The sequence below is a fragment of the Microtetraspora malaysiensis genome, assembly GCF_001528665.1.
Classification (GTDB): Bacteria; Actinomycetota; Actinomycetes; order Streptosporangiales; family Streptosporangiaceae; genus Microtetraspora_A; species Microtetraspora_A malaysiensis.
In genome coordinates, this window is the sequence record NZ_BBYJ01000028.1 from 1 (window position 1) to 25,906 (window position 25,906).

At 72.1% G+C, this 25,906-nt stretch carries 24 protein-coding genes; 11 read left to right on the forward strand and 13 right to left on the reverse strand.

Features of this window, described 5'->3' with window-relative positions; genetic code table 11:
• The first annotated feature begins 114 nt into the window (after positions 1–114).
• A complete protein-coding gene (locus AWQ71_RS31575) occupies positions 115–942 on the forward strand; it encodes an HARBI1 family protein (RefSeq protein WP_067137183.1) in 828 nt (275 codons plus the stop codon).
• A gap of 98 nt (positions 943–1,040) precedes the next feature.
• On the opposite strand, the gene AWQ71_RS31580 is transcribed toward AWQ71_RS31575, so the two are convergent.
• The 5 genes from AWQ71_RS31580 to AWQ71_RS31600 all read right to left on the reverse strand — a co-directional run bounded on the left by AWQ71_RS31580 (position 1,041) and on the right by AWQ71_RS31600 (position 6,015).
• Complete coding sequence (locus tag AWQ71_RS31580) at positions 1,041–1,844, reverse strand: SAM-dependent methyltransferase (RefSeq protein ID WP_067140100.1); 804 nt, start codon at positions 1,842–1,844, stop codon at positions 1,041–1,043.
• 261 nt (positions 1,845–2,105) lie between these two features.
• Positions 2,106–2,723 carry a hypothetical protein gene (locus AWQ71_RS31585; protein ID WP_067140103.1) on the reverse strand — a complete coding sequence of 206 codons (618 nt, stop codon included), beginning with the start codon at positions 2,721–2,723 and terminating at the stop codon, positions 2,106–2,108.
• 54 nt (positions 2,724–2,777) lie between these two features.
• Complete coding sequence (locus AWQ71_RS31590) at positions 2,778–4,322, reverse strand: multicopper oxidase family protein (protein WP_067140106.1); 1,545 nt, start codon at positions 4,320–4,322, stop codon at positions 2,778–2,780.
• Entirely contained in the window at positions 4,319–4,762 is a 444-nt protein-coding gene (locus AWQ71_RS31595) for a hypothetical protein (RefSeq protein WP_245658671.1), read from the reverse strand. Before AWQ71_RS31595 ends, AWQ71_RS31590 begins: the two co-directional genes overlap by 4 nt.
• A gap of 809 nt (positions 4,763–5,571) precedes the next feature.
• The gene (locus AWQ71_RS31600; RefSeq protein WP_067140112.1) at positions 5,572–6,015 is read right to left on the reverse strand and encodes a nuclear transport factor 2 family protein; all 444 of its coding nucleotides are present in this window, start codon (positions 6,013–6,015) and stop codon (positions 5,572–5,574) included.
• Between the two features lie 86 nt (positions 6,016–6,101).
• Between AWQ71_RS31600 and AWQ71_RS31605 the strand changes: the two genes are divergently transcribed.
• The 5 genes from AWQ71_RS31605 (at position 6,102) to AWQ71_RS31625 (ending at position 9,989) form a co-directional block, all read left to right on the forward strand.
• Entirely contained in the window at positions 6,102–6,665 is a 564-nt protein-coding gene (locus tag AWQ71_RS31605; RefSeq protein ID WP_169806684.1) for a PadR family transcriptional regulator, read from the forward strand.
• Between the two features lie 291 nt (positions 6,666–6,956).
• On the forward strand, positions 6,957–7,889 hold the full coding sequence (locus AWQ71_RS31610) for a GNAT family N-acetyltransferase (protein WP_067140118.1): 933 nt from the start codon (positions 6,957–6,959) through the stop codon (positions 7,887–7,889).
• 305 nt (positions 7,890–8,194) lie between these two features.
• On the forward strand, positions 8,195–8,602 hold the full coding sequence (locus AWQ71_RS31615) for a DUF4259 domain-containing protein (protein ID WP_067140121.1): 408 nt from the start codon (positions 8,195–8,197) through the stop codon (positions 8,600–8,602).
• Between the two features lie 78 nt (positions 8,603–8,680).
• Positions 8,681–9,208, forward strand: a complete 528-nt coding sequence (locus AWQ71_RS31620; RefSeq protein WP_067140123.1) for a DUF1697 domain-containing protein — start codon at positions 8,681–8,683, stop codon at positions 9,206–9,208.
• A 277-nt stretch (positions 9,209–9,485) separates the two neighbouring features.
• Positions 9,486–9,989 (forward strand): MarR family winged helix-turn-helix transcriptional regulator, encoded by a 504-nt coding sequence (locus AWQ71_RS31625; RefSeq protein ID WP_067140126.1) that lies wholly within the window; start codon positions 9,486–9,488, stop codon positions 9,987–9,989.
• 90 nt (positions 9,990–10,079) lie between these two features.
• On the opposite strand, the gene ligA is transcribed toward AWQ71_RS31625, so the two are convergent.
• The 3 genes from ligA to AWQ71_RS31640 all read right to left on the reverse strand — a co-directional run bounded on the left by ligA (position 10,080) and on the right by AWQ71_RS31640 (position 14,181).
• Entirely contained in the window at positions 10,080–12,200 is a 2,121-nt protein-coding gene (gene ligA / locus AWQ71_RS31630) for an NAD-dependent DNA ligase LigA (RefSeq protein WP_067140129.1), read from the reverse strand.
• Positions 12,201–12,352: 152 nt separating this feature from the next.
• Positions 12,353–13,693 (reverse strand): aminotransferase-like domain-containing protein, encoded by a 1,341-nt coding sequence (locus AWQ71_RS31635; RefSeq protein WP_067140132.1) that lies wholly within the window; start codon positions 13,691–13,693, stop codon positions 12,353–12,355.
• Between the two features lie 74 nt (positions 13,694–13,767).
• Positions 13,768–14,181 (reverse strand): YchJ family protein, encoded by a 414-nt coding sequence (locus AWQ71_RS31640; protein ID WP_067140135.1) that lies wholly within the window; start codon positions 14,179–14,181, stop codon positions 13,768–13,770.
• Between the two features lie 155 nt (positions 14,182–14,336).
• On the opposite strand from AWQ71_RS31640, the gene AWQ71_RS31645 reads away from it, so the two are divergent.
• Both AWQ71_RS31645 and AWQ71_RS31650 read left to right on the forward strand, forming a co-directional pair.
• Complete coding sequence (locus AWQ71_RS31645) at positions 14,337–15,197, forward strand: helix-turn-helix transcriptional regulator (RefSeq protein ID WP_084259507.1); 861 nt, start codon at positions 14,337–14,339, stop codon at positions 15,195–15,197.
• Positions 15,198–15,410: 213 nt separating this feature from the next.
• Entirely contained in the window at positions 15,411–17,111 is a 1,701-nt protein-coding gene (locus tag AWQ71_RS31650; RefSeq protein WP_067140138.1) for an AMP-binding protein, read from the forward strand.
• A 40-nt stretch (positions 17,112–17,151) separates the two neighbouring features.
• On the opposite strand, the gene AWQ71_RS31655 is transcribed toward AWQ71_RS31650, so the two are convergent.
• The 3 genes from AWQ71_RS31655 to AWQ71_RS31665 all read right to left on the reverse strand — a co-directional run bounded on the left by AWQ71_RS31655 (position 17,152) and on the right by AWQ71_RS31665 (position 21,205).
• Entirely contained in the window at positions 17,152–17,586 is a 435-nt protein-coding gene (locus AWQ71_RS31655; protein ID WP_067140350.1) for an ester cyclase, read from the reverse strand.
• Between the two features lie 143 nt (positions 17,587–17,729).
• Entirely contained in the window at positions 17,730–19,811 is a 2,082-nt protein-coding gene (locus AWQ71_RS31660; RefSeq protein WP_067140141.1) for a S9 family peptidase, read from the reverse strand.
• Entirely contained in the window at positions 19,808–21,205 is a 1,398-nt protein-coding gene (locus tag AWQ71_RS31665; RefSeq protein ID WP_067140144.1) for an MFS transporter, read from the reverse strand. Before AWQ71_RS31665 ends, AWQ71_RS31660 begins: the two co-directional genes overlap by 4 nt.
• 133 nt (positions 21,206–21,338) lie before the next feature.
• On the opposite strand from AWQ71_RS31665, the gene AWQ71_RS31670 reads away from it, so the two are divergent.
• A complete protein-coding gene (locus AWQ71_RS31670; protein WP_067140147.1) occupies positions 21,339–22,463 on the forward strand; it encodes a sensor histidine kinase in 1,125 nt (374 codons plus the stop codon).
• Positions 22,463–23,116 (forward strand): response regulator, encoded by a 654-nt coding sequence (locus AWQ71_RS31675; protein ID WP_067140150.1) that lies wholly within the window; start codon positions 22,463–22,465, stop codon positions 23,114–23,116. The genes AWQ71_RS31670 and AWQ71_RS31675 overlap by 1 nt, the downstream gene beginning before the upstream one ends.
• A gap of 19 nt (positions 23,117–23,135) precedes the next feature.
• Here AWQ71_RS31675 and AWQ71_RS31680 read toward each other — a convergent pair whose 3' ends face one another.
• The gene (locus AWQ71_RS31680) at positions 23,136–24,488 is read right to left on the reverse strand and encodes a serine hydrolase domain-containing protein (RefSeq protein ID WP_067140152.1); all 1,353 of its coding nucleotides are present in this window, start codon (positions 24,486–24,488) and stop codon (positions 23,136–23,138) included.
• 35 nt (positions 24,489–24,523) lie between these two features.
• A complete protein-coding gene (locus AWQ71_RS31685; protein WP_245658673.1) occupies positions 24,524–24,976 on the reverse strand; it encodes an Lrp/AsnC family transcriptional regulator in 453 nt (150 codons plus the stop codon).
• Positions 24,977–25,006: 30 nt separating this feature from the next.
• On the opposite strand from AWQ71_RS31685, the gene AWQ71_RS31690 reads away from it, so the two are divergent.
• Positions 25,007–25,891, forward strand: a complete 885-nt coding sequence (locus AWQ71_RS31690) for an SMP-30/gluconolactonase/LRE family protein (RefSeq protein WP_067140159.1) — start codon at positions 25,007–25,009, stop codon at positions 25,889–25,891.
• Positions 25,892–25,906 lie beyond the last annotated feature (15 nt).

The window sequence follows — 25,906 nt, forward strand, 5'->3', positions numbered from 1 at the left end:
AGCCCTTCTCGGCAACAACACATGTGCGGAGTGTGATCGCGAGCGGACATGCGACATGAGTGAAGCCCCTGGTAGGAACAGGTCGACCAAGATCCAGTTCCGCAGAGGCTTCACGTGTCATCCAGTATCACCTACACCGCTGTGCTCGACGTCAACAAGGAGACCGCCGAGTTCCTCGCCCGGCTGCTCAAGGAACACCGCACCCGCCTCGGCACCCGGAAGGACACCCGCGCCCTGGGGCCGTTCAAGCAGGCCATACTCATCCTGCGCTGGTTCGTCGACGGCACCCGGATCGCTCAACTCGCCCGGGACAACGCCATCTCCGTTCCGACCGCCTACCGCTACCTCCACGAGGGCCTGACCGTGCTCGCCGACCACGCCCCCGACCTGTCCACCGCGCTGGAGCGCGCCGCCCGCGCCGGCTACACGCACCTGAATCTGGACGGCACGGTGGTGCGCACCGACCGCGTAGCCACCCCCGGACCAAACGGCGCGGACCTGTGGTGGTCCGGAAAGCACAAACACCACGGCGGAAACGTGCAGGTCATCTCCGCGCCGGATGGATGGCCCCTGTGGGTCTCCCCGGTCCGGCCTGGTCGCGAACACGACATCACGTGTGCTCGCGCCCACGGACTCCTCGACACCCTCAACCGGCTCGCCGACACCCTCGGCGTTCCCACGCTGACCGACCTCGGCTACGAGAACGCGGGTCCGGGCCTGCGCCATCCGGTCAAGAAGCCCAAGGGCGGCGAACTCGCCGGGGACGCCAAGGCGTTCAACCAACTCATCCGGGGCGTTCACGGTGTAGCCGAACGAGCGAACGCGCTGCTGAAGGTCACCTTCAAGACTCTGCGCCGGGTCAGCCTCGACCCCGCCGCGATCACCCGGATCGCCCGCGCAGCCCTCGTCCTGCTCCAGGTTGAGCACGGACGCACCGCCTGAACGGAGATCACAAAGAGTCAGGCGACGTTACCGAGAAAGGTTCAGTAATCGCTATGGCGCGTGACCCGAAACGGTGACGACCTGTTCGACTTCGGGTCCTAACCCATTATCCGTCCGACGGCGCCGACGAGTTTGATCTTGACTTGCGGGGTGTCCTGCTCGGGGTGCCATTCCCTGATGTCGACCAGTCCGGGCTCGACGAGATCGAAGCCTTCGAAGAACTTGAGGACTTCTTCGTCGGGCCGGAAAGCCACTTCCGGGAACCCTGTCTCCTGGCTGATTTTGTGGGAGTGGGCCATGGCGTCGGGCGCGCTGCGTGTCGACAGGTGCGAGATGCCCAGGTAGCTGCCAGGGGCCATCCGCTCGCGGAACCGCTGGACGATCCCGAGCGGGTTGTCCTTGTCCTCGATGACGTCGAGCACGCTGAAGATGACCACGCCAACCGGCTCGTTGAAGTCGATGTGCGCCTGGAGGTCTGGATGATCCAGCACCGCCTCGGGCTGCCGGACGTCCGCCAAGATCGTGGTCAGTCCGGGGCCGATGGACCGCAGCGCATGACTGTGTGCGACGACCATCGGGTCGACGTCGACGTAGACCACGTGTGCGGTGGGGTCAACGCTGTGGACTGTGTCATGCACGCTGGGCGGGGTCGTAGGGATGCCGCTTCCCAGATCGATGAACTGCCGGATCCCTTGTTCCGCGATGTACCTGACCGCGCGTTTCCCGAAGGCCCGGTTCATCCGGCCGGTCAAAGAGGCTTCCGGAGCCACGGTGCGGAGCATCTCCACGACCTGACGGTCTACCTCATAGTTGTCCTTTCCGCCCAGGAGATAGTCGTAGGCCCGCGCGACGCTGGGCGTGGTGGGATCGATGCCGAAGCCCGGCGTGGGATCTCCGCTCATGAGATCACCCTATAGGCGGTCGATGCGCAGATTTCCGGCTTTGTTCGGTACCTGAGGTGTGGGCCCCTTACGGTGGCCTCAATAGGGGTGGAACTGATTACTGAAAGCAGCCGCAGCCTCTGACAACCGCTCCGGATATCTCCCGGCATTTCCCCTCCCGCAGCGAAACCTCATCGGGAGCTGCTCGCAGATCAAGGTGAATTCGCCCTCGACGGTGCCCGAGGTGGGGCATCGTCACGCTGGCCCGGCCACCGAGCCGGGTCAGCCGCCCGGGCCGACGTGATTGTCCGGGGCCATGTCGCCGTGCGTCGGCAGGTCGCCGCGCTGGACCGGGCTCGGCGGCGGGGAGCCGTCCCCGGTGGACGTCCCGTCGCCGACGGCGTTCCGCGCCCCCGCCACGGCCGACTTCAACGCGTCACGCGCCACCTCGCCGGGCCGGCCGACCAGCCGGATCAGGTGGTCGCCCCTGACCGCGACGTACTCGTGCCGCCCGCCGCCGGAGCGGTACCAGCCGGCCTCGTCATGGTCGCACGTCACCGCCGAGCCCGGCTCGGCGTCGAAGATCGGCGTCTCGGCGCAGACGGCGTCGCCGAACGTGCCCCGGTTGACGCGCAGCTCCACCTGTCTGCCGGGCGGGGAGGTGTAGACGGCGCCGAACCCATCCTCCCCGACGACGCCGACGGACTGCTCGGCCAGCTCGAAGCCGGGGATCTCGACCGCGTAGATCAGGTCCGGGGCCGTACCCTGGGCCCGGGCGCGGTCGATCAGCGCCTGGCTGTACGACGCGCCGGTTCCGCAGGCGGCGGCCGCGAGGAGCCCCAGGGAAAGGACCGCCGTCGCGGCGCCTCGCAGTAATCCGTCCGCTTTGCGCTGAATCACCCGATCACTCTTCCCTATGACGGCCGCGTCCGCCACCGGATCCGGGACCGCCGGTCAGACCACCTCGATGTCGGCCATCATCGCCATGTCCTCGTGTTCGAGGTTGTGGCAGTGCATCATGTAGCGCCCGCGGTGGCCCTCGAACCGGACCAGGACCTCGACCACCTCGTACGGACGCAGGTCCACGGTGTCCTTCCAGCCCCCGTCGGTGGCCGCGGGCGCCTTGCCGTTGCGGGTCAGCACCTGAAAGTGCGCCATGTGGACGTGCACCGGATGGTGGAAGTCGCTCGCGAGGCGCCACAGCTCGACGGTCCCGAGGCGGGGCCGCGCCAGCGGGGTGCCCGGCGTGAAGGGCCGTCCGTTGATCGTCCAGGCGCCGGCCCACTCCCCCGACTTGCGGAAGTCGAAGACCCGGGTGGTGACCGCGTCGGAGCGACGGATCCGCTTGGGACGGGAGAGCCGCGCCGGGATCGCGCTGTCGTCGGCGGCCTTCCTCGCGACGCGGAAGGCCATCACGTTCCGCGCCGTACCGTCGTCCAGGGTGTTGACCAACGTCACCCGGCTGCCCACGGGATAGGCGGAGAAGTCGACCACGACGTCGAACCGCTCGGCGGGGGCGATCGTCACGGCGTCGTGCTCCACCGGCGCGGCCAGCAGCCCCGCGTCGCTGCCCACCTGGACGAACCGGCCGCCGGGCCGCAGCTCCAGACGGTACCGCCGGGCGTTGGAGGCGTTCAGCAGCCGCAGCCGGTAGCGGACCGCGTCCACCTCCAGCTCCGGCCACGGGGCGCCGTTGACGAGGACGACGTCCCCCTGGACGCCCTCCATGTACGCGTCGTCCACGCCGGCCCGCACCAGCAGGCTCGGGTCGCGCGAGGGGTAGCGGAACGCGCCGTCCTCGTCGAAGGCGCGGTCGCAGATCATCAGCGGGATGTCGCGGTCGCCCTTCGGGAGCGGCAGCGCGTCGTCCTCGTCGTCGCGGACCAGCAGGAACCCCGCGAGCCCGCGCCACACCTGCGGGCCGGTGAAGTCCATCCGGTGGTCGTGGTACCAGAGAGTGGCCGCCCGCTGATCCAGCGGATAGACGTAGTCCCTGGCCCCGGGGTGGAACTTCCACAGATCCGGATCGATCCGCATGCCGGCGTGGTGCCCGCCGACCGGCCGGAACCCGCGCCCGGCGGCGACCACGAGATCGGTGGGGTAGCCGTCGGAGTCGGCCGGGGTCACCCCGCCGTGGAGGTGGGTGGACGTCGGGACGGGCAGCTCGTTGCGGACCCGGACGACCGCCTGGTTCCCACGCCGCAGGTCGAGGGTCGGCCCGGGGAAGACGCCGTCAAACCCCCACACCTCCGTCCTCGTCCCCGGGATGATCTCCACCTTGGCCGCGCGCTGCGCCAGCTCGTAGTGGCCGGGCCGTACCGGGCGGGCGACCTGGGGGACGGGCAGCGGCCCGGTGAACGGCGCGGGAAGCGGCAGCGCGCTGGTGAGCGTCCGGCCGGAGGTCTCCCCGCCGAGCCGGCCGCACCCGGCCAGGGCGAGCGCGCCACCGCCGAGGACGCCGAGGAAGCCGCGCCGCGACAGCCGGTACGGACGCGTCATGCCGCGACCCCCCGCGCGCGGGGCCGCAGGCTCCGCCAGGTCCAGACGGCCAGTACGGCGGAGCCGCCGAAGATCGTCATGCCGAGCGGGAAGTGTCCCGCCAGCACGCGGCTCTGGCCGAGCCCGATCTGCGCCGTCTCCAGGACGATCAGCGCCACGCTCGCCCACGCCGGGCCCCGCGGCCCCCGTCCGGGGCGCCACAGCAGGATCGCGGCGACGAGCTGGAGGTACAGCAGGGCGTGCGTTACCCCGGCGTTGTCGCGGTGCAGGGTCAGCATGTCCACGTCGCCGGTGACGAACAGCCCGGCCAGGGCGGCCTGGCCGAGCACACCGGCAAGGTGCCCGGTGGCGGCGATCCGCAGCGACCAGACGATCCAGCCGGGAGCTCCGGCCCGGACGGCGCGCGCCGGTCGATCGGCCACGGAGGAGGGAGCGTTCATGCCGATCATGCTTCCGCCTCGGCGGCGCAAGATCGTCCTCCTTGAGATGGCTGTTCGCCGTACGCCGCAAGCAGTAAGCCGCGCCTTCCCGCGCCTGGCGCGTACCACCTGAGATGTACGCGCGCTCTCCGTCCCGCGGAGGACGGCGCGCCGAAGCGGAGGAGTCTAGGGTGGCGCGGGTGGACGCCCGCAAGACCGACGCGCTGATCGCGTTCGAGTCGGGGCTGGTCACCCCGGGCGAGGGCCGTCCGTCGCGTGCCTGAGGGGACGGCGACGGCGCCGGTCAGTGGGAGGGCCACGGCCGCCGAGACGGCCGTCAGCGGGAACAGCATCGGGGCTCCTTACAGTCACGTGTGGAGCCCGGCCCGCTGGCCGTCCTCCACTCGGTGAACCCAGTCAACCGCCGCAGAGTGAGACGGAACATGGTCGAGCTGCTCTAATCCATGTTTGATCGTCTACCGCCTTCACACGGGTGCGCGGCGTCAGCCCCCGGGAGTGCCGCAGGAGGACCGCGCCGTCGCGACCCTCGGAGGGCGTCAAGCCCCGGGTTAACGCGGACATCAGGGACGAATCAGGCGGGCGGCACCGCGCCACCGCTTCTGGGAGGGGCTGTTCGTCAAGCGGGACGCGAACAACCTGCTCGCCATGCTGCGGACCTGGCAGAACGCCGACGTGGGCCGAGCCCCGGGGGTCGGCGGCACGGAGGAGGCGATGGCCGCTTTCATGTCACGACGGCGTGCCGCTCCGCCACTAGATCGTGATCAGCCAAGACGAGCGTCCTCAAACGCGAGAGTTCCGATCGTTGATCTTCAGTTGTTGTAGAAGGCCCGTCCGGTTCTTCCGCCGGAGACTGACCAAACCTCGGTGATGAGGCCGTCTTCGATGCGAAGCATGTCGATCCCGCTGATGCGTAGGTCACGCCCGGTCTCGTCGGTGAAGCGCGCCAAATAGGGCTGGGCGATCTTGCCGCGAGCGACGCCGTCAGCGAGGTGGACATCTGCAACGGCCTCGCCGTCGGGGGTGAAGTGCAGTCCGGGACGGGCCGCCCGGAACTGGGCGATCATCTTGGCCAGCTGTGCGGGGTGCCGGATGTGGTCGAAGGCGTCCGTGCCCGGCTGGGCGTAACGGAGCCGGAACCGCGGCGCCATGATCCGATCGGCGAGGCTCAGCTCGCCGTTCCATAGCGCGGACCACATTTCGAAGATGCGGACGTTGAACTCCTCGATGTCAATGGCCTGGGCGTCGGCGCTCATCGCACTCCAATAGTATCATTGATACGGTATCGATGGGATGGATACTATGCTCTCAATGAGACGATGTCAATGGAAGGATGTCGAAGGTGACGGAGTGCACCCCGCCCGAGTGCGTGGTGCTCGGGCTGATCGCGCGCCACGGCGCGATGACGCCGTACGAGCTGAAGGCCAGGGTGCAGGAGTCGGTCGACTATTTCTGGCCAATCCCGCACGCGCAGCTCTACCGGATCCCGGCGCGGCTGGCCGAACTCGGCCTGCTACAGGAGGAGACCGAACGCACCGGCCGCCGTCGCCGTGTCTTCCACCTCACCGCCGCCGGCCGCACCGCGCTGAAACAATGGCTGGCCGACCCGCACGCCCCCGAGCCGGAGACCCGCGATCCGGCGCAGCTCAAGCTCTTCTTCGCCGACCTGGGCGACGCCGGCGACGTGGTGGCTCTCGCCAGGGAGCAGGCGGCGCAGCACCGCTACTGGCTCGAGCTCTACCGCTCACGGCACGCCGAGTTGAACCTTTCCGACAAGGTGGGCCTGGTGTCGCGGGCCCGCATCCTCAAGCTCGCAATCCTGCACGAGCAGGCATACGTGGACTTCTGGGAGTCCCTCTCCACCGACCCCGACCCCGACCCCCTCGACCCGGCAGGCACCAACTGAGCAAGGCCTGACCCGAGACCATGCGGAGCCAGTCGAGAACCACAGGCAGAGGTTAAAAGACAAGGCCACACGATCAGCCAAAAGTCGAACGCGAATTCGATTTATAGCGAATCGTCTACCTTTACCCTGCCCCGCAGGGAGCCCGGGGCCTCCTCCGCCTGAAGGCGGAGGAGGCCCCGGAGGTTTCCGATCAAGGTGTATGCCGCCACCTTCCGGCCGCACGAGGGCGGGCTTCACGGCATGACCGGACATTTGGCTTGAATAATGACAAAGATTCGGTAGCTTACCCAGATGATCTCCTATCGCCCTACCGTCCCCGCCGATCTCGACCGCGTGACCGCGTGGATCGTGACCGAGCCCGTCGGCTGGATCCCCGCCGACCGTTACCTCGCAGAGCTGGCCGAGAACATGTACCGGCCGGAATGGACGTGGATCGCCGAGGTTGACGGCCGGGTCGTGGGACGGGCGCTGTGGTGGGGGCCGAGGGACAGCGCGCACCCGGTCGCGCTCGACTGCCTTGACGTGGATTCCGCCATGGGTGACCGCGCCGCCATCGCCGCCGAGCTGATCAGGGCCGCGCTGGCCGGATTCCCGCAGCCGGTGCAGTACGCGATCAAGGCGGCCGGCGGCTGGCGCGACGATCCGGCCACCTCGATGGCCGTGAGATGGCGGCGGGCGGCAGCGCACGCGGCGGGCCTCACCCGGGAAGTGGAGCGGCTGCAGTTCGAGTGGGCACCCGTCGACGGCGTGCCCTCCGCGGGCGGCAGGCTGCGGTTCGCCGAGGCATCCGACGAGGAGTTCCTGACCGTATTCGCGAGAATCGCCGAGGGCAGCCTGGACGCCCAGACCCGTGCGAGCCTGGCGGCCAAGGGCGTGGACGCGACCGCGCGCGAAGAGATGGACTTCTATCTCAACGCGCCGGGCAAGCGGGAGTGGTGGCGGATCGCCTATACGCACGAGGGCGAGGTGGCGGGCATGGCGATCCCCTCGGCGACGCCGTACAACGTGAACGTCGGGTATCTCGGGGTGGTCCCGGAGTTCCGGGGGCGCGGCTACGTGGACGAGGTGCTCGCCGAGATCACCCGCATCCACGCGGCCAACGGAGAGCCGCGCATCACCGCCACCACCGACGTGGGCAACGCGCCGATGGCGGCCGCGTTCGGGCGCGCCGGATACCGCAACACGGAGATCCGGATCAACCTGTCCAACGACCTCCCACTCTAAGGGCTGCTTCAGATCACCAGCGCGGCCAGGCCGTACCGCTTGCTCGGCGAACAGCCGGTCGGTGGCGCGCAGGACCAGGTCGAGGTCAGCCTCGACGGCGGCGACCAGGGCGACCAGCCGAGCAGGGGCGGACAACGCGGCCACCCGATCACCGAAGAGCCGGGCGCCACCGGGCAGCGGGTCGGGCAGCGATTCGCGCCCGGCGAGCTGCGCGCGTGTCAGGCGAGCGGCGATCTCGCGCGGAGATTGTCAGGGGCGGCCGCTACGATCACGCCCGACCGCTTTCCCGACACCGGAGGATCGACATGGGCGCGTGGGACCTGGGGCCGTTCGACAACGACGGGGCGCTCGACGCGCTCGGGCATCTGGACGCCGGTGAGGACGTGCCCGGCGGCCTGGCCCAGGTCATGCGGGAGATCCTCGACGAGGACGAGTACCTCGACGCGCCGGAGCTGTCGGGCGCGGTGGCCGCGGCGTGCCTGGTCGGCGCCCGGTTGATCGGCTCCGAGCCGGACGTGGTCGCCGCCGGATGGCTTGAGCGGCATCCGTTCGCCGTAACCGACGCGCTGCGCGACCTCGCCCGCGCCACCCTCGACCGCGCGGCCCTCCCCGACGACAACGAGTTGTACGACCTCTGGGAGGACGCGGACGCGCTGGTGTCGTGGCTGGAGCGGCTCGCGCCGTACCGGGAGGCGCTCGCGGCCGGTTCGTAGCACGCCTGCCTGTACCTGACATCGGTCGTCAGGTACGCCCGGTAGTGTCGCCCTGACCTCGGAAGAAGGGAACGGGCGATGCGATACGCGGCCCTGCTGCGCGGCATCAACGTCAACTCGGGCACCGCGATCGCCATGTCCGACCTGCGGGCGGTGGTGGAGCGGCTCGGGCACTCCGAGGTTCGCACGCACCTGCGGAGCGGCAACGTCGTGTTCACCTCGGCCGACGAGCGGCCCGAGCGGGTCGCGTCGCTCATCGAGCGCGGGATCGCGGAGGACCTCGGCCGCACGATCTCCGTCATCGTGCGGACCGCCGCGGAACTGCGCCGGGTCGTCGAGGAGAACCCGCTGACAGTGCCGGATCCGGCCAGGTTCGCGGTGATGTTTCTGTCCGGCCCGCCCGACCGGGCGGCGCTGGAAGGCATCGACCCGGCCGCCTACGCGCCGGAGGAGATGCGGATCGGCGCGCGCGAGCTGTACCTGCACTTCCCCGAGGGCATGCGACGCACCCGGCTGCACCCGCTGCTGGAGAAGCGGCTCGACGGGGTGTGCACGACCCGGAACTGGAACACGGTCACCCGGCTGCTGGCCCTCACAGAGGCGTGAGCGCCGCACCCCGGCGGTCGGGCGGCGTGCCGCTCACTGCCTTGTGATCCGCAGGCCGGTTCGGGAGATACCACGGGCCGGTCCAGGAGATAAGCGCCACACCCGGCCGGGCGGGCCCCGCCGGTTCGATCATGCCCCGGCCCGCTCCGCCCTCGCCCTCCGCCTGTTCCGGCGCCGTTTCCAGCCGATTTTCCGACAAGCGCCCGCACGCTCGGCGAGCGCTTGTTCGGGACCAAATATTTCGACGAACGCGTCAAGCGCCCCTAACGTGCTTGTCATGACCGGACACCACACTCTGCGCCAAACCGAGGACGCCATCGGCGAACGGCTCGGTGGACTCAATGTCGACTTCGAGGCGATGTGGGCGGTGTCGAACATCTATCGGGCTTCATCCGCGATCCGCAACCACCTGGAGCAGACCGTGCTCCGCGACACCGGGCTCACCTGGACCGGGTTCGTGGTCATGTGGGTGGTGTGGCTCTGGGGCGAGAGCGAGACCCGGCACGTCGCGGCGGAGGCGGGCATCTCCAAGAGCACGCTCACCGGCGTCCTGAAGACCCTGGAGTCCTACCGGCACATACGGCGCTTCCCCCACCCGACGGACCGGCGCCGCGTGATGCTGGAGCTGACCGCGTCCGGGGAGCGTCTGATGCGCTCGCTGTTCCCCGACTTCAACCGCCAGGAGGCCTTCGTGGTCAAGGAACTGGACAGCGAGCAGCGCCGCGGGCTGGCCGACTCGCTCAGGAAGGTCGTCCAGCATCTGGAGACCATTGAGCGGTGACCTGTGGCGCCCTCGCCGCGGGAGCGTCCACTGAGCGGTGGCCGTGGCGATCCCCTCCCCCGCCCGGGGGGGGTGGTCGCGGCGGGGCGGTCAGATGAATGAGGCGACCAGGGTGGCGAACTCCTCGGGGGTGGCGATCCGCACGCCGAGCGTCGCGGCCTTGTCCCGCTTGGAGCCGGCCTTCTCGCCGGCCACGAGCAGGGAGGTGCGGGCCGAGACGCTGGAGGACGCCCGGCCTCCGGCGCGTTCGATCAGCTCGTTCATCTCGGTGCGGGACAGCGCCCCCAGCGGACCGCTCATCGCGCCGGTCACGACGACGGCCATCCCCGCCAGCGGCAGATCCACGGTGGGCCCGGCAGTCGCCTCCGGGGAGTCGGCGGCCGCCGCCCCCGATCCGGCGGTGTCGGATCCGGCGGCGCGGGGGACGGCGACGCCCGGCTCGGTCATCGTCACCCCCGCCGCCACCAGCCGGTCGATCAGCGGCTCCAGCTCGGTGAGCTCCTCCACCAGGGCCGCCGCCTTCTCCGGCCCGATGCCGTCCACGGCTTGCAGCGCCTCGGCGTCGGCGGCGCGGATCGCGTCCATCGAGCCGAAGTGGCGGGCGATCCGCCGGGACATCGATCGGCCGGTGCCCCGCACGCCCAGCGCGCAGAACACCTTGTTGAGCGGCTTCTCCTTGGCCCGCTCGATCGCGGCCAACAGGTTGTCGGTGCTGGTCTCACCCATCCGGTCCAGGCCGAGGATCTGCTCGCGGGCGAGCGTGAACAGGTCGGCGAAGTCGGCGATCAGCCCCGCGTCGACCAACTGCACGATGCGGCTCTCCCCCAGGCCCTCGATGTCGAGCTGGTCGCGGCCCACCGCGTAGCTCACCGAGGCGACCGCGTGGCAGGCCCGGCCCCGGGCGCACCGCCAGCGCTGCTGCGACGCGTCGATCTCGCCGCCGCACCTCGGGCAGACGTCCGGGAAGACGATCGGCTGCTCGGCCCCGGTCCGCAGGTGCGCCACCGGCGCCTCCACCCTCGGGATCACGTCGCCCGCCTTGTAGACGGTCACGTGGTCGCCGAGCATCAGGCCGCGCCGGGTGATGTCCGCCGGGTTGTGCAGCGTGGCGTAGGTGACCACGCTGCCGTCCAGCAGCACCGGCTCCAGCACGGCGCGCGGCGCGATGATGCCGGTGCGCCCGACGTTCCACTCCACGTCCACCAGCTTGGTGATCTTCTCGACGGCGGGCAGCTTGTACGCGATCGCCCACCGGGGCGCGCGGGAGCTGAACCCGGCCTGCTCCTGGTCGGCGGCGAGATCCGCCTTGACGACGATGCCGTCGATGCCGAACGGCAGCCCGGCGCGCGCCGCGGCGATCTCCTCGACGCGGGCCTGGACCTGCTCGACAGCGGTCACGGCGACAACGCCGACCGGGGTCGCGCCGGTGGTTCGCACGCCGAGGCGGGCGACCAGCTCCATGATCTCGCTGTGCGGCAGCTCGCGCAGCCGCCCGGCCAGCTCGCCCGCGTCGTCGGGCGGCAGCGGCAGCGCGCCGTATCCGAAGAACGTCATCTCACAGCGGTACGGCCGGTCCTTCGCCCGCAGCGTCCCGGCGGCGGCGCTGCGCGGGTTGGCGAACGTGGTGCCGTCGTGGGCGGTGCGTTTGGCGCACGCCTCCTCGAACTGCGCGGCGGTCATCAGCACCTCGCCGCGGATCTCCACCGTCACCGGCTCCGACAGCGCCTCGGGCAGGCCGTGGACGGTGCCGATCGCGTGCGACACGTCCTCACCGGCCACGCCGTCGCCGCGGGTCACGAGCTGGACCAGCCGGCCGCCGCGGTAGCGGGCCGACACCGCGAGCCCGTCGAGTTTCGGCTCGACGCTCCACCGCTCGACCGGACGGCCGAGCCGCCGCTCCAGCCCGGCCGCCCACCCGGCCAGCTCCTCGGCGGAGAACACGTTGTCCAGACTCAGCATCGGCACGGTGTGCGGCACGTCGCCGGTCACCGCCCCGCCCGCCACCTTTCCGGTGGGCGAGCCCGGCAGCACCTGGTCGGGGTGCGCCGCCTCGTACGCCTCGATGCCGCGCACCAGGCGGTCGTAGGCGTCGTCGTCGAGGGCGGAGTCGCCCGCGCCGTAGTAAGCGGCGGCGGCGTCGACCGCCGCCCGCACGGCCTCGGCGTATTCCGCCTGGTCGGCGAGGAGCGTGGCGTGGAGCGCGTCTGTCATGGACACATAGTGCCGGGTCCCACCGACAATCCCGGACGGTCGCCTGTGCGAGCGGTCCCGGCGCCGTCGGAAGAGACGCGGGTAGGGAAGAGGGGGCCGGGAGAAGGGCCGAGACGGTGATCATGCGGCCTCAGTGCTTCCTCAGTGCCGACTCAGTCGTCGGCCACGTCCTCGGGGGTGGCGCGGGCGAGCCCGGCCAGCACGTCCAGTGCGTACGACAGGGTCTCCACGGGCGGGGAGGCGAGGCCGAGCCGCACCGCGCTGGGCGCGCCGCGCGGCCCGACGACGAACGACGCGGCGGGCGTGACCGCGATCCCCCTGCGGGCCGCGGCGGCGACGAACGTCTCGGCCCGCCACTGCTCCGGCAGCTCCCACCAGCAGTAATAGGCGCGCGGGTCGGCCCGTACGGTGAACTCGGCGAGCCGCTCCGCGGCGATCCGCTGGCGCGCGGCGGCGTCGGCCCGTTTCGCTTCGGCGACGGCGGCCAGGGTGCCGTCGGCGGCCCACCGGGCGGCGGCGTCGAGGGCGAACCGGGGGGCGGTCCACGCCCCGGAGCGCAGGGCGGCGGAGAGCCGGTCGGCGAGTCCCGGGGGCGGCACGGCGAACCCCACGGTCAGGCCGGGGGCCACCCGCTTCGACAGGCTGTCGATCATGATCGCGTGCTCCGGGGCGAACGCGGCGAGCGGCGGCGGCGCGGCGTCGTCCAGGAACCTCCAGACCGCGTCCTCGACGGCGCACAGCCCCAGCTCGCGCAGCGTCCGGGCGATCGCGGCGCGCCGCCCCTCCGGCATGGTGATGCCGAGCGGGTTGTGCAGGGTCGGCTGCAGGTAGACCGCGCGCAGCGGGGTGGCACGGTGCGCGGCGGCGAGCGCGTCCGGGCACAGCCCCTCGGCGTCCATCGCGAGGGGGACGGTCGTCACACCGAGCCGGTGCGCGACGGCCTTCACCACGGGATAGCTGACGGCCTCCACCCCGAGCCGCTCCCCCGGCGGCACCAGGGCGGCGACCGCGGCGGCGATGGCCTGCCGCCCGTTGCCCGCGAACAGCACGCGTGCCGGGTCGGGGCGCCAGCCGTCCGCTTCGAGCAGCCGGGCCGCGGCCTGCCGCGCCTCCGGGGTGCCGGCCGCGCCCGCCGGGCGCAAAGCGGCGCCGAGCACGTCGGGACGCAGCAGCGGGGCGAGCCCCCGGGCGAGCAGGGCGGGCTGCCCCGGGGCCACGGGATAGTTCAGTTCGAGGTCGATCCCGGCGGTGGAGGGCTCGGCGAGCGCGGGCGTGGGCGGCGGCTGCGCGGCGCGGACGAAGGTGCCGCGCCCGACCTCGCCGACGACGAGGCCGCGCCGGGCCAGCTCGCGGTAGACGCGGCTGGCGGTCGAGTCGGCGACGCCGCGCCCCCGGGCGAAGGCGCGCTGCGTCGGGAGCCGGTCTCCCGGCCGCAGACGGCCCGAGGCGATCTCAGCCGCGACCTCGTCGGCGACCGAGCGGTAGTCCTCCATGACACCTCACCGCATTCGGGAGATTGCACCGAGGACCAATGTATCCGGCGTCGCACGGCCCAAGATCGTCGCGGTCAGAGGGCCCCGAGGTACGTCCAGGCGCCCGCGTCGCGGACGAAGCGGCTGTTCTCCTCCATCGCCCCCGGCGTCCCGCGGTCCTCGTAGTGGGCCCGGAACCGCACGGTGCCCTCGGTGTGGAAGGCGCTGCCGCCGGTGCCGCCCAGGATCTCCAGCCGCACCCACCGCGGCCCTTCGGCGAGGTCGAGCCGTGCGGGACGGGTGGACGGGTGCCAGGTGCGCAGCAGGTAGCCCGCGTCCCCGACGCTGAACGCGCTGAACCGCGACCGCATCAGCGCCTCCGCGGTGGTCGCGGCGGCCTCCCCACGGTGCAGCCGCCCGCAGCAGTCGCGGTACGGCAGGCCCGTGCCGCAGGGGCACGAGGAGGCGGGATCGGGGCGGAGCGTGGGGCGGGCGCGGCGTTGGGACATCCCCACATTCTGCCCGGCGCGTCCCGGTGGCACGGCCGGGCGCCCCCACCCCCCGACATCCCGCCGGCGTCCGTACGGCGCGGCGGGCGAAACCAGAACGGCCGAGGTCGCCGTGCCGTGTTTCCGTCGGGGCGCAAACCGGGGCAAGATGAGGCATGGTCCCGCTTCACAGCCAGGCGTCCCCGGACGTCCCCCGCATGTGGGGGCAGGAGCTGCGCTCACTGCGCGAGGCCACCGGCGCCCCGATCGCGTTCGGCGGCCCCGTCACGGACGGCGGGCTGCGTCTCCAGCACTTCGACGGCACCCGTACCGGCCTGCTGTCCGGGCTCGCCATCTCCCTCGGCGCCGGCGTCGGGGGCCGGGCGCTGGGCGAGCGCCAGGTGGTCGGCGTGGACGACTACCGGACGGCCCACGACATCTCCCATGACTACGACGTCCCGGTGCTCACCGAGGGGATCCGCGCCACCGTCGCGGCGCCCGTGGTCGTGGGCGCCGCGGTCCGCGGCGTGATCTACGCCGCCCTACGGGAGAGCCCGGGACTGGGCGACCGGCTCAAGACCGCGACCTCGGCGGCGGCCCGCGCGCTGGCGCGGAAGCTGGCCGTCGAGGACGAGATCGACCGGCGGGTGGCCGCCCGCCTCGCGACCGTCGAGCGAACGCGGGCCAGGGCCCTCGAACGGCTGCGCAAGGTCCACTCCGGCCTGCACGCGCTGCACCGGAGCACGTCCGACGAGGCGCTTCGCGAGCGGATCGCCGCGCTCCTCGACGAGGCGTCCGGCCCGCCCTCGCCGGCCCCGTCCGGTCAGGCGTCCGGCGAGGTCCCCGTGCTCAGCGCCCGCGAGCTGGCCGTCCTGTCGCTGGTCGCGACCGGCCGCACGTACGCGAGCGTGGCGGCCGATCTCGGCATCTCCCCCATGACGGTCAAGAGCTACATGCGCGACATCCTCCTCCGGCTGGACGCGCACACCCGGCACGAGGCCGTCGTCGTCGCGCGCCGCCACGGCCTCATCCCCTGAAGCCCCGTGAAGCCCCCGAAGCCCCCGAAGCCCCCGAAGCCCCCGAAGCCCGATGGAATCTTCCCCGAAGCCCGCTGGAGTCTGTTGAAGTCCCCTGCAACCCGCTGAGATCCGCCGACATCCCCCGGCCCCGTCCGCGTACCCCCCATCGGGGGGTGCCACGACGGCGTGACGACGGTCACGATGTGCGGCGGACGACCAAGGAGGCCCGCGATGTCACCCGACCCCACCTCTGCCCTGCGAGCCGCGCGAGACCGGCTGCTCGACCTGCGGACGGCCTACGACGACGCCGTCGCGGCGTTCTCGTGGCCCGACGTGGGCGACACCTTCAACTGGGCGCACGACTGGTTCGAGACCTGGGCCCGCGACGACGAGCGCCCCGGCCTGGTGATCGTCGAGGAGGACGGCAGCCGGGCCGCCTACTCCTTCGCCGAGCTGTGCCGCCGCTCCGACCAGGTGGCCCGCCTCCTCAAGGCGGGCGGGGTGGGCCGCGGTGACAGCGTCGTCGTCATGCTCGGCAACCAGGTCGAGCTGTGGGTGGCGATGCTCGCGATCATCAAGCTCGGCGCCGTGATCATGCCGACGACCACCGCGGTCGGCCCCGCCGAGCTGACCGACCGGGTCGAGCGCGGCGACGCGAAGGCGGTCGTCTGCAACGCCGCGGACGCGCCGAAGTTCGCGACCGTCCCTGGGGCGTACCTGAAGGTCGTCGTCGGAGGGGCGGTGGACGGCTGGCGCGAGTTCGCCGGGGCGGACGAGCTGGAGGCCGCGCCGCTGCCGCATCCGGGGAACGCCAGCGGCGACCGGCTGCTGCTCTACTTCACCTCGGGCACGACCAGCAGGCCCAAGCTGGTCGAGCACACCCACGTGACCTATCCGGTGGGCCACCTGTCGACGATGTACTGGCTGGGGCTGCGGCCCGGGGACGTCCACCTCAACATCTCCTCACCGGGGTGGGCCAAGCACGCGTGGTCGAACTTCTTCGCCCCGTGGCTCGCCGAGGCCACCGTGTTCGTCTACAACTACTCGCGCTTCGACCCGGCGCGGCTGCTCGCGCAGTTGCGGGCGGAGAACGTGACCACGTTCTGCGCCCCTCCCACGGTGTGGCGGATGCTGATCAACGCCGACCTGTCCGAGCGTCCGACGACGCTGCGTGAGGCGGTCGGCGCGGGAGAGCCGTTGAACCCCGAGGTCATCACCCAGGTCGAGAAGAGGTGGGGGCTGACGATCCGCGACGGGTTCGGGCAGACCGAGACCACCGCGTCCGTCGGCAACACGCCGGGGCAGCGCCTCAAGCCGGGGTCCATGGGCCGCCCGCTGCCGGGCGTGCCGGTCGTGCTGGTCGACACGGTGACCGGCGCGGTGCTCCCCGGCGAGGCCGAGGGTGAGCTCTGCCTCGACCTGTCCCGGGCCCCGCTGACCCTGATGACCGGGTACCAGGGGGACGAGGCGCGCAACACCGAGGCGATGGCGGACGGCTACTACCACACCGGCGACGTCGCCGGCCGGGACGCCGACGGCTACATCACGTTCATCGGGCGGACCGACGACGTCTTCAAGGCCTCGGACTACAAGGTCAGCCCGTTCGAGCTGGAGAGCGTGCTCATCGAGCACCCGGCCGTGGCCGAGGCGGCCGTGGTCCCCGCGCCGGACCCGGTCCGGCTGGCGGTGCCCAAGGCGTACGTGGCCCTGGCCCCGGGCCATGTGGCCGACGAGGAGACGGCCCGGTCGATCCTCGCCTACGCCAGGAAGAATTTGCCGCCCTACCTCCGGGTCCGGCGCCTGGAGTTCTACGACCTGCCGAAGACGATCTCCGGCAAGATCCGCCGGGTCGAGCTGCGGCAGCGCGAGGAGCGGCACGCGCAGGACCGGCCGGCCACCGAGTGGCGCGACGACCAGTTCGACCTGTCCTGAGCCCGCCGGGGCTCGCCTGATCCCCGCCGCCCGGCGTGGATCAGGCGGCCTGGTCGGGTTCGAGGTGGAAACCGAGCTGGCAGTACAGCTCCAGCTGGTCGTAGTAGTCCCGGTCGGTGATGATCCGGCCGTTCTCGGTCGCGCACGCGCAGGCGCCGCGGAGCACGACGCGGCGGCCGGTCCCCGCGGACTCGACGCCGTCCGGCAGGAGGAAGGGCCCCGTGTGGGTGCCGACGAGCGTGTATTCCGTGACCGCGGGATCGTCGCATTCGACCTTGTACCACGCCGCGATGTGCAGGTCCGGGAAGGCCTTGAAGAGGTGCTCGAACTGCCAGGCGATCTGCTCGTGCCCTTCGGCGACGCCGGCCGGGGTCACGTAGACGGCGTCCGGGCTGTAGCAGGCGAGCACCCTGTCCAGGTCGTGGGCGTTCATCGCGTCGAAGAGCGCGTCCTTGAGCTCTCGAGCAGTGGGCATGGCCATCGCCTCCACTTCCCAAGCTACCGCCTGGCGCTCCAGCCCCTCGGACGGCGACGGCGATCGCGGCTCCGGTGATCCCGTGCTCCCGGGCCAGTTCGTCCAGGCGGGCACGCAGAGCGTCCGGGTCGAGGGGTCGATGGTCACGCGGCGCCTCCGAAGATCGGGTCGATGCGGTATCCGGCCGGCGGCTCGGCGCCGATCAGGTGCCGGGTGAGGAAGTCCCACTGTCGGCGGAGCACGTGCGCCTCGGCGTGCAGGTAGCTGTGCGCGGCGTTGGGGACCATGAGCATCTCGAAGTCGGCGTCCGCCCGGATGAACGCGTCGACGAGGCGCAGCGACAGGGCGGGATGGCAGTTGTCGTCCATCTCGCCGAAGAGGATCAGCAGTTTGCCCGCCAGCCGCTCCGCGTGCGGCAGCAGCGAATCGGCGGTGTAGTCCTGCGGCGGCGGCCCCTGGTAGGTCTCGCTCCAGATCGCGTAGTAGCCGCTGTGCTCGTGGTCGCCGGCGGAGGCGACGCCCACGCCGAAGAACTCCGGGTGCGTCAGCAGCGCCCGGACCGTGGCCGCGCCGCCGCCCGAGTGGCCGGCGATCCCGACCCGGTCCAGGTCGAGGTAGGGCCGCTCGGCCGCGAGCTGGGTGATCGCCGCCACGTGGTCGGCAAGCCCCACCGACACTCCGGGGTCCCCGTAGGAGGCGTCCTGGAACGCCTTGCCCCGGTACGGCGTGCCGCGCCCGTCGAGCACCACCACGGCGAGGCCGAGCGCGGCCAGCGACGCCGCGCCGGCCGCCGGGTCGAGCAGCCAGGGGTCGAGCGCGTAGCCGCGCAGCGTGGTGCGGAGCTGCCGGGGGATCTGCGGGCCGTTGTAGACCGAGTCGAGGATCGGGTAGCGCCGGGACGGGTCGAAGAAGCCGGGCAGGAACAGCAGGCCGTGCACGTCGGTCACGCCGTCGGCGGCCTTGGCCGTGAACCGCTCGGGCGCCCGCCAGCCCGCCTTCTCCAGCGCGCTCAGGTCGGCGCGCTCCAGCTCCATCACGACCGCGCCGTCGGCGTCGCGCAGCACGGTGACGCTCGGCGTTCCCGGCGTGGCGTAGGTGTCGACCAGCAGGCGGCCGTCGGGCGACACCTGGACGTGGTGGTCGCCGTCCTCGGGGGTGAGCACGGTGACGCCGCCGCCGTCCAGGCCGGCCCGGCACAACCTCCGGTCGTACGGGTTGGCGCCGTGTCCGCCGGACATGAAGAGCACCTCGCGGGCGTCCCAGTCCACCCGGAGGAGGTCGCGCACCAGCCACTCGCCCTCGGTCACGGCGTTCTTCAGCTCGCCGCCCGCGTACCGGTAGAGGTGGCCCCAGCCCGAGCGGTCGGAGTACCAGAGCACCTCGTCGCCGCTGGTGCGCACCAGCGGGGCCTCCACGATGGTCGGAGCGGAGTACATCACCGTCTCGCTGTGCTCCCGCAGGACCACGGTCGCGTCGCCGGTCCTGGCGTCGATCCGGTACAGCTCGGCGGCCCGGTAGCCGCGGGTGCCGTAGAGCATCCAGAGCGTGTCGTCGTCCTCCCACCAGACCCTGCCGACGCCGAGTGGCGCGTCGTGGGTGAAGGTGAGCGGCTCGATGGCGATGTCGACCCGGTCGCCGGTCTCCGCGTCGAAGATCATCTGCTGGAAGGTGGGGAGCGGGTCGCCCGGCATCTCGTAGTGCAGGGTGTGGGCGAGCGGCCGGGGCCCTCCGTCCGGCGGGCAGGACTGGGTGAGGGTGAGCGTGGGCACGTGCCGCTGGTCGACGCGGAGCGTGACGAACCTGCGGCCGTCCGGGGCCCAGACGAGCAGCGGCGGCGTGGTCATGCCGGCCTGGGCGACCACGATCGGCAGCCGGTTCTGGTCGCTGGGCAGGCCGTACGCGTGGCCCTCCGCGCCGTCGTGGGTGATCCGCACGCCGTTCACCGCGAGGTTCCCGTCCTCGACGGAGACGGCGTGGCGTCCGTCCGGCGAGGTCTGGGCGCCGGTCAGCTCGGGCGGCAGCACGGGCTCCGCCGCCGGGGGCGCCCCCTCCTCCACCCGCTCCTTTTTGTCCGGAAATATCCGGACAAGCGAGGGGCCGTCGGGGGTGCTCACCTCGTAGGAGAACGACTCGTCCTCCCAGACCGGGGTGATCGCCGCTCGATGTACGAGCTTCGGCTCCTGCGACGGATGCAGCGCCTCGGCACAGCGATACGCCTCAATCATTCGGTCTCTCCAATCGCGTGATCGATCAGGGCGTCGAGATCGCCCATGAGGGTTTTGTGGATGGTCGCGACGAACAACGCCCCGGCCACCGCGGGAACGAGCAGCAGCAGGAGCCCTCCGCGCGGGTCGAGCGCCACCGTGGACAGCGCGAGCAGCCCGGCCCCGATCAGCCCGCCGAGCGCGATGATCAGCCCCAGGGCCGCCATCGCGTGCGCCCGGTCCGCCGGCCGTACGACCGAGAGCGCGCCGATGAACAGGCACGGCCCGATCACCGCGAGCAGCGCCTGGCCCAGCGCGAGCAGCGTGAGCATCACCCACAGGTTCGGCACGACCGCCGACAGGCCGAAGGACGCCGCGGCCGCCCCGAGCGTGCCGCCGGCCAACGCCATGAAGCGCGCCGGACCCGCCCGGTAGGCCGCCTCCGCCCGGCCGCCGAAGGCCGCGAGCGCCACGATCGACACCGCGGCGCCCGCGCTGGTGAACAGGCCGCGCTGGCCGGGCGTCAGGCCGTAGTCATGCTCCAGCAGCGTCGAGACCACCACGCCGTACGGCACGGCCAGCGCGCCCATCGCGGTGAAGCCGACGCACATCCGCCGCACCGACGGGATGCGCAGCACCCGCCGCACGGTCCCCCAGAAGCCGGGCAGGTGCTCCCGGGCCGGGGGCTCCGCCGCCGTGCCCGACCTGGCTCGCAGCTCGGCCACGTCCCAGCGGCCGAGCTCCGGCTCGCGCAGCCGCAGCGCGTACAGGCAGGCCACCAGCGACACGGCGCCGAGCGTGGCGAACACCGCCCGCCAGTCCATGCCGAGCCACGACACCAGCCCGGCGATGACCAGGGGCGCCAGGATCCCGGCCAGCGGCGAGGACGCCGAATACAGCGACATCACCCGCATCCGCGCGGCGGGCGGGTAGGCGTCCATCAGCAGGGGCGGATGCAGCAGCGCCACGGTGCCGGTGCTCGCGCCGTTCAGCACCATGAGCGCCGCCAGCGAGACCGGCCCGACCACGGAGCCGGTGAACAGCGTGGTGAGGCTCCAGGCGAACCCGGTGCCGACGGCCAGCCGCACCCGGTGCGGATAGCGGCGCAGGAGCGCCGCCACCGCGAACGGCGCCAGCCCCGCCGCCACGCCCTGGGCGGCGACGATCCCCGACAGGGAACCGGCGTTCATCCCGAACGAGGCGGCGACCTCGGGCGCGAGCACGCCGAACGCCTGGGTCTGGAAGTTGTCCACGACCGCGAGCACGGTCAGCGCCGCCATGAAGGACAGCCCGACGCCGTGCTCCCTGAGTGTGCGCAGCAGCGGCGCGGTGTCGCCCTTCCCGCCGGTGACGCCCAGCACGGCGCGGGCGTCCTGCCTGCTCAGCGGATCGGCTGAGCGTGAAGGATCGTTCATGCCGAACGATGATCACGCGCCGGGGCGGCGGCGCACGAGGGCCGTTGGGGTGGGGACCGATGGGAAAAGTGGGGCGCTGGAACCTACTTTCGTGGCATCCGCCCCTTCTGCCGGCGCCGGTAGCGTTTCCTGCATGAATGCGGGGGTCCGGAGGCTGGCCGGAGACGTCGCGCTGGCCGCGGCGGTGGGCGTGGTGGGCGTCGGCAGCGACCTGGCGATCAACGGGGCGGTGCCGATGGCGCTGGTCCCCGAGGTGCGGTGGCACGGGATCTGGGTGCAGATCGCCGGCGCGGCGCTCCTACTCGTGCGGCGGCGCTTCCCCCTCGCGGTGGTCCTGGCCACGATCCCGCTCTGCTACGTCGAGGTGCCGCTGTCCATCCCGTTCGCGTTGTACTCGCTCGGCGCCCATCGCGGCGACCGGCGGCTGCTGCTGGCGGTGTCCGCGCTGGCGCTGCTCGTGCTGTGCCGTCTGTGGGAGGCCCGCGACCTGGCCACGCTGCTGCAGATCGCCTCGATCTGCGGCCTGATCGTGGTGCCCGCCACGCTGCTCGGCCTGTACGCCGACACCCAGCGGCGGCTCAACACGGCGCTCGCCGAGCGGGCCGAACGCGCCGAGCGCGAGCAGCGGCTGCTGGTCGAGCAGGCCAGGGCCGAGGAGCGCACCCGGCTCGCCCGCGAGATGCACGACGTGGTCACCCACCACGTCAGCCTGATGGTCCTGCAGGCGGGGTCGCTGCGGATGGCCGCGCCCACCCCGGAGGTGCGCGCGGCGGCCGAGGAGCTGCGCACGACGGGCCGGCGCGCGCTCGGCGAGCTGCGCGAGGTCGTCGGGGTGCTGCACGACAGCGAGCCCGCCGACCTCGCGCCCCCGCCGAGCCTGCTGGACGTCTCCCGGCTCGTCACCGGGTCCGGGCTGCGCGTGTCGCTGCGCCAGGACGAGGGGATCGAGGTGTCGGCGCCGCTCGGCCGCACCGCGTACCGGGTGGTACAGGAGGCGCTGACCAACGCGCGCAAGCACGCCCCCGGCGCCCCCGTGCGGGTACGGCTGAGCCGCCACGAGGGCGGGGTGCGCGTCGCGGTGAGCAACCCGGCGGCGGCCGCGCCGCCGCCGGAGGACCTGCCGCCGTCTGGCACCGGGCTGCTCGGACTGCGGCAGCGGGTGGAGCTGGTCGGCGGCGCGTTCTCCGCCGGCCCGACCGAGGACGGTGGCTTCCGCCTGCTCGCGACGCTGCCCGGCAGGAACAGGAAGGAGGCGTGATGATCAGGGTGCTGCTGGTGGACGACGAGCGGATGGTCTGCGCCCACCTGCGCGCGATCCTGTCGCGCGCCGACGACCTGGAGGTGGTGGGCGAGGCCTACGACGGCGCCGAGGCCGTCGAGGCGATCGTCCGGCTGTCGCCGGACGTCGTGCTGATGGACATCCGGATGCCCGGCGTGGACGGCCTGGCCGCGACCGAGCGCGCCTGCGCGCTGCCCGGCCCACCGACGATCATCATGCTGACCACCTTCGACCTCGACGAGTACGCGGTGCGGGCGATGCGCGCGGGCGCGTTCGGCTTCCTGCTCAAGGACACCGACCCCGAGGACCTCGCCGGCGTGGTCCGGGTCGCCGCCGAGGGCCACGCGGTCATCTCCCCGGCCATGGCGAGGCGGCTGTTCTCGGCCTTCGCGCCCGGCGAGCCGGCCAGGCGCGCCGCGCGGGCGCTGGTGGCCGGGCTCTCCGAGCGGGAGACCGAGGTGCTGACCTGCCTGGCGGAGGGGCTGTCCAACGCGGGGATCGGGGCCCGGCTGTTCCTGAGCGAGACGACGGTCAAGGGATACGTCTCGCGGCTGCTGGCCAAACTCGGCTGCGCCAACCGCACTCAGGCGGCGCTGCTGGCCTACGACGCCGGCCTGGTCTCCCGGGAGTGAGCCCGCTCTCCGGGCGAGGTCAGCGGACCCGGCGGGCGGCGAACGCCCCGCTGACCAGGCGTACGGCGCGGCCGTCCTCGACCACGAAGGCCAGATCCCAGCCCCGGCCGCCCGACAGGTCCACCTCGGGCAGGAACCGGTCCCCGTCCAGCGGCAGCAGCGCGACCGGCGGGCTCGGCCGGCCGGTCGCCGTCTCCTCCAGCGTCACGGTCAGCACGCCGTCCGCCGAGGTCACGTCGTAGCGCAGGTCGCAGGCGGCGTAGCGCCCCTCGTACCGGCCGGGGTCGGTGGTCTGCCGCGTGACCGGCTCGACGTCCGCCGGGGCGGCGCCCAGCACGTGCGCGGCCACCTCGGCGGCCAGCGGGTATCCGGCGCGCGGCGTGTTGCACACCACCGCGACGACGGCGCCGGTGGACGGCGCCCACAGCAGCGTCGAGGAGCCGCCGAGGTTGGTCCCGCTGTGCCCGAAGACCTCCAGCCCGCAGAAGTCCCGCCGGTACGGCCCCAGGCACCACTCGTCGGCGAACCGCCGGGTCGGCAGCGCCACCTGGGGGACCTGCATCGCGGCGCAGGCGCCGGGCGAGAGCACGCCGCCGCCGTCGCGCAGGAACAGCTCGCCGAACCGGGCGAGGTCGGCGGCCGTCGAGCACAGCGTGCTCCCCGCGGGCCCCGATCCGCGGGCGAGCGCCCACGGCCGCACCACCGAGCCGTCCGGCGCGTGGCCAACGGCGACCCGGTGGTAGGGCAGCTCCTCCCACAGCGTGAGGCAGTCCCGCAGGCCGAGCGGCTCGAACACCCGGCGCCGCAGCGCCTCGTCCCAGCTCAGCCCGGTCAGCCGGGCGACCAGCGCGCCGGAGACGACCGTCGAGGCGTTGCTGTACGAGTAGCCGTCGCCCGGCGCGAACAGCGTGTCCATGTCCGCGAACGTCGAGAGGTAGCCGAGGGGGTCGTCGTGGTCGTCGTCGTAGCGGCCGTTGTCGATCCCGCTGGTCATGGACAGCAGGTGGCGCGGCGTCACTGAACGGGCGGCCTCCTCGTCGGCCAGCCGCAGCTCCGGCAGGTAGCGCCTGACCGGGGTGTCCAGGTCCACCAGGCCCTCGTCCACGAGGGTCATCACCAGCACCGCCGTGTGCAGTTTGGTGGTCGAACCGATCTGGATCAGGGTGCGCGGGCCCATCGGGATGCCGAGCTCGGCGTTGGCCGTCCCGGTCGCCGCCACGCGCAGCTCGCCCTCGGCGATCACGGCGGCCTGCGCCCCGGTCACGCCGAGGCGGCGGGCGGCCTCAGTGAGCATGTCCTCCATGGCGATCGAGTCTCGGCGCTCCGCGTCCGCCGGATCAAGATCGGGACGGCGCTCCCCGACCTTCGGCACCGCCGGTCCCTACCTTCGTGTGGCCGGCCGGTCGGTCAGGGGAACACCGGGCGTTCGAAGAAGGTCTCCAGGACGACGATCGCCTGGGTGTGCGCCACTCCCTGGATGCCGTAGATCCGCCGCAGCACGTCCTGGAGCTGCTCGGTGGTCGCCGTACGCACCTTGACGAGCACCGACGCCTCCCCCGCGATCACGTGCGCCTCCATGATCTCCGGGATCTCCGCGAAGGCGCCCCCGGACTCCCCCATCCACGCGTCGGCGCCGACCATCACGTACGCCAGCACCGGCCGGTCCAGCGCCACGGGATCCACCTCGACCGTGGTCGCCCGGATGACCCCGCGCTCGCGCAGCTTGCGCACCCGCTCGTGCACCGCCCCGCCCGACAGCCCGACCGCCCGCCCCAGCGCCGCGTAGGACTGCGCGGCGTCGCGCTGCAGCTCGGCCACGAGCGTGCGATCAATGTCGTCCAACTGAATCTCGTTTGGCATAATGCAAATATTACCGAAGGAGGTTCAGTCATGGAGCGATTCCGGGCCGAGTTTGAGGTGCTCGATGAGCGTTTCGGCAACGACGGTGGCGACAACTACGTGGAGGTGCTCCACAGCGGCAGCCGTAAGACCGAAGGGCCCGCCTACTTCCCCGCGGGGCGCTACCTGGTCTGGAGCGACATCCCCAACGACCGGCTGCTGCGCTGGGACGAGACCACCGGCGCCGTCGGCGTCTTCCGCACCCCGTCGGGCAACGCCAACGGCAACACCGTCGACCTCGAGGGCCGGCTGATCACCTGCGAGCAGGGCGCCAGGCGGGTCACCAGGACCGAGCACGACGGCACCGTCACCGTCCTCGCCGACAACTACCAGGGCAAGCGCCTCAACAGCCCCAACGACGTGGTGGTCCGCTCGGACGGCACGATCTGGTTCACCGACCCGCGCTACGGCATCACCGGCTACTACGAGGGCAGCCCGGCCGAGAGTGAGATCGGCGGCGACCACGTCTACCGCCTCGACCCCGCCTCCGGTGAGCTGTCGATCGTGGCCGACGACTTCGACCGGCCGAACGGCCTGGCCTTCTCGCCGGACGAGTCGCTGCTGTACATCGTGGACACCCGCAAGCGGCACCTGAGGGTGTTCGAGGTGACCCCGGAAGGGACTCTGACGGGCGGCAAGGTCTTCGCCGAGGCCTGGTTCGACGGGATCCGCCTCGACTGCTACGGCCGGGTGTGGGCGGCGGCCCTGGAAGGCCTCCACTGCTACGCCCCCGACGGCACCCTGATCGCACGCCTCCGCCTCCCCGAGGCGGCCTCGAACCTCACCTTCGGCGGCCCCAAGCGAAACAACCTGTTCATCACGGGCTCGGACGGGGACCTGTACTCGATCCGGGTGACCTTCGCCGGGGCCAGGTGAACCACGGGCGCGTGA

Excerpts from the sequence above, each read along its gene's own strand:
- AWQ71_RS31580 (WP_067140100.1), bottom strand. The coding sequence starts at position 1,844 with ATGAGCGGAGATCCCACGCCGGGCTTCGGCATCGATCCCACCACGCCC.
- AWQ71_RS31590 (WP_067140106.1), bottom strand. The coding sequence starts at position 4,322 with ATGACGCGTCCGTACCGGCTGTCGCGGCGCGGCTTCCTCGGCGTCCTC.
- AWQ71_RS31595 (WP_245658671.1), bottom strand. The coding sequence starts at position 4,762 with ATGAACGCTCCCTCCTCCGTGGCCGATCGACCGGCGCGCGCCGTCCGG.
- AWQ71_RS31600 (WP_067140112.1), bottom strand. The coding sequence starts at position 6,015 with ATGAGCGCCGACGCCCAGGCCATTGACATCGAGGAGTTCAACGTCCGC.
- AWQ71_RS31610 (WP_067140118.1), top strand. The coding sequence starts at position 6,957 with ATGATCTCCTATCGCCCTACCGTCCCCGCCGATCTCGACCGCGTGACC.
- AWQ71_RS31615 (WP_067140121.1), top strand. The coding sequence starts at position 8,195 with ATGGGCGCGTGGGACCTGGGGCCGTTCGACAACGACGGGGCGCTCGAC.
- AWQ71_RS31620 (WP_067140123.1), top strand. The coding sequence starts at position 8,681 with ATGCGATACGCGGCCCTGCTGCGCGGCATCAACGTCAACTCGGGCACC.
- AWQ71_RS31625 (WP_067140126.1), top strand. The coding sequence starts at position 9,486 with ATGACCGGACACCACACTCTGCGCCAAACCGAGGACGCCATCGGCGAA.
- ligA (WP_067140129.1), bottom strand. The coding sequence starts at position 12,200 with ATGACAGACGCGCTCCACGCCACGCTCCTCGCCGACCAGGCGGAATAC.
- AWQ71_RS31635 (WP_067140132.1), bottom strand. The coding sequence starts at position 13,693 with ATGGAGGACTACCGCTCGGTCGCCGACGAGGTCGCGGCTGAGATCGCC.
- AWQ71_RS31640 (WP_067140135.1), bottom strand. The coding sequence starts at position 14,181 with ATGTCCCAACGCCGCGCCCGCCCCACGCTCCGCCCCGATCCCGCCTCC.
- AWQ71_RS31645 (WP_084259507.1), top strand. The coding sequence starts at position 14,337 with ATGGTCCCGCTTCACAGCCAGGCGTCCCCGGACGTCCCCCGCATGTGG.
- AWQ71_RS31650 (WP_067140138.1), top strand. The coding sequence starts at position 15,411 with ATGTCACCCGACCCCACCTCTGCCCTGCGAGCCGCGCGAGACCGGCTG.
- AWQ71_RS31655 (WP_067140350.1), bottom strand. The coding sequence starts at position 17,586 with ATGCCCACTGCTCGAGAGCTCAAGGACGCGCTCTTCGACGCGATGAAC.
- AWQ71_RS31660 (WP_067140141.1), bottom strand. The coding sequence starts at position 19,811 with ATGATTGAGGCGTATCGCTGTGCCGAGGCGCTGCATCCGTCGCAGGAG.
- AWQ71_RS31665 (WP_067140144.1), bottom strand. The coding sequence starts at position 21,205 with ATGAACGATCCTTCACGCTCAGCCGATCCGCTGAGCAGGCAGGACGCC.
- AWQ71_RS31670 (WP_067140147.1), top strand. The coding sequence starts at position 21,339 with ATGAATGCGGGGGTCCGGAGGCTGGCCGGAGACGTCGCGCTGGCCGCG.
- AWQ71_RS31675 (WP_067140150.1), top strand. The coding sequence starts at position 22,463 with ATGATCAGGGTGCTGCTGGTGGACGACGAGCGGATGGTCTGCGCCCAC.
- AWQ71_RS31685 (WP_245658673.1), bottom strand. The coding sequence starts at position 24,976 with ATGCCAAACGAGATTCAGTTGGACGACATTGATCGCACGCTCGTGGCC.
- AWQ71_RS31690 (WP_067140159.1), top strand. The coding sequence starts at position 25,007 with ATGGAGCGATTCCGGGCCGAGTTTGAGGTGCTCGATGAGCGTTTCGGC.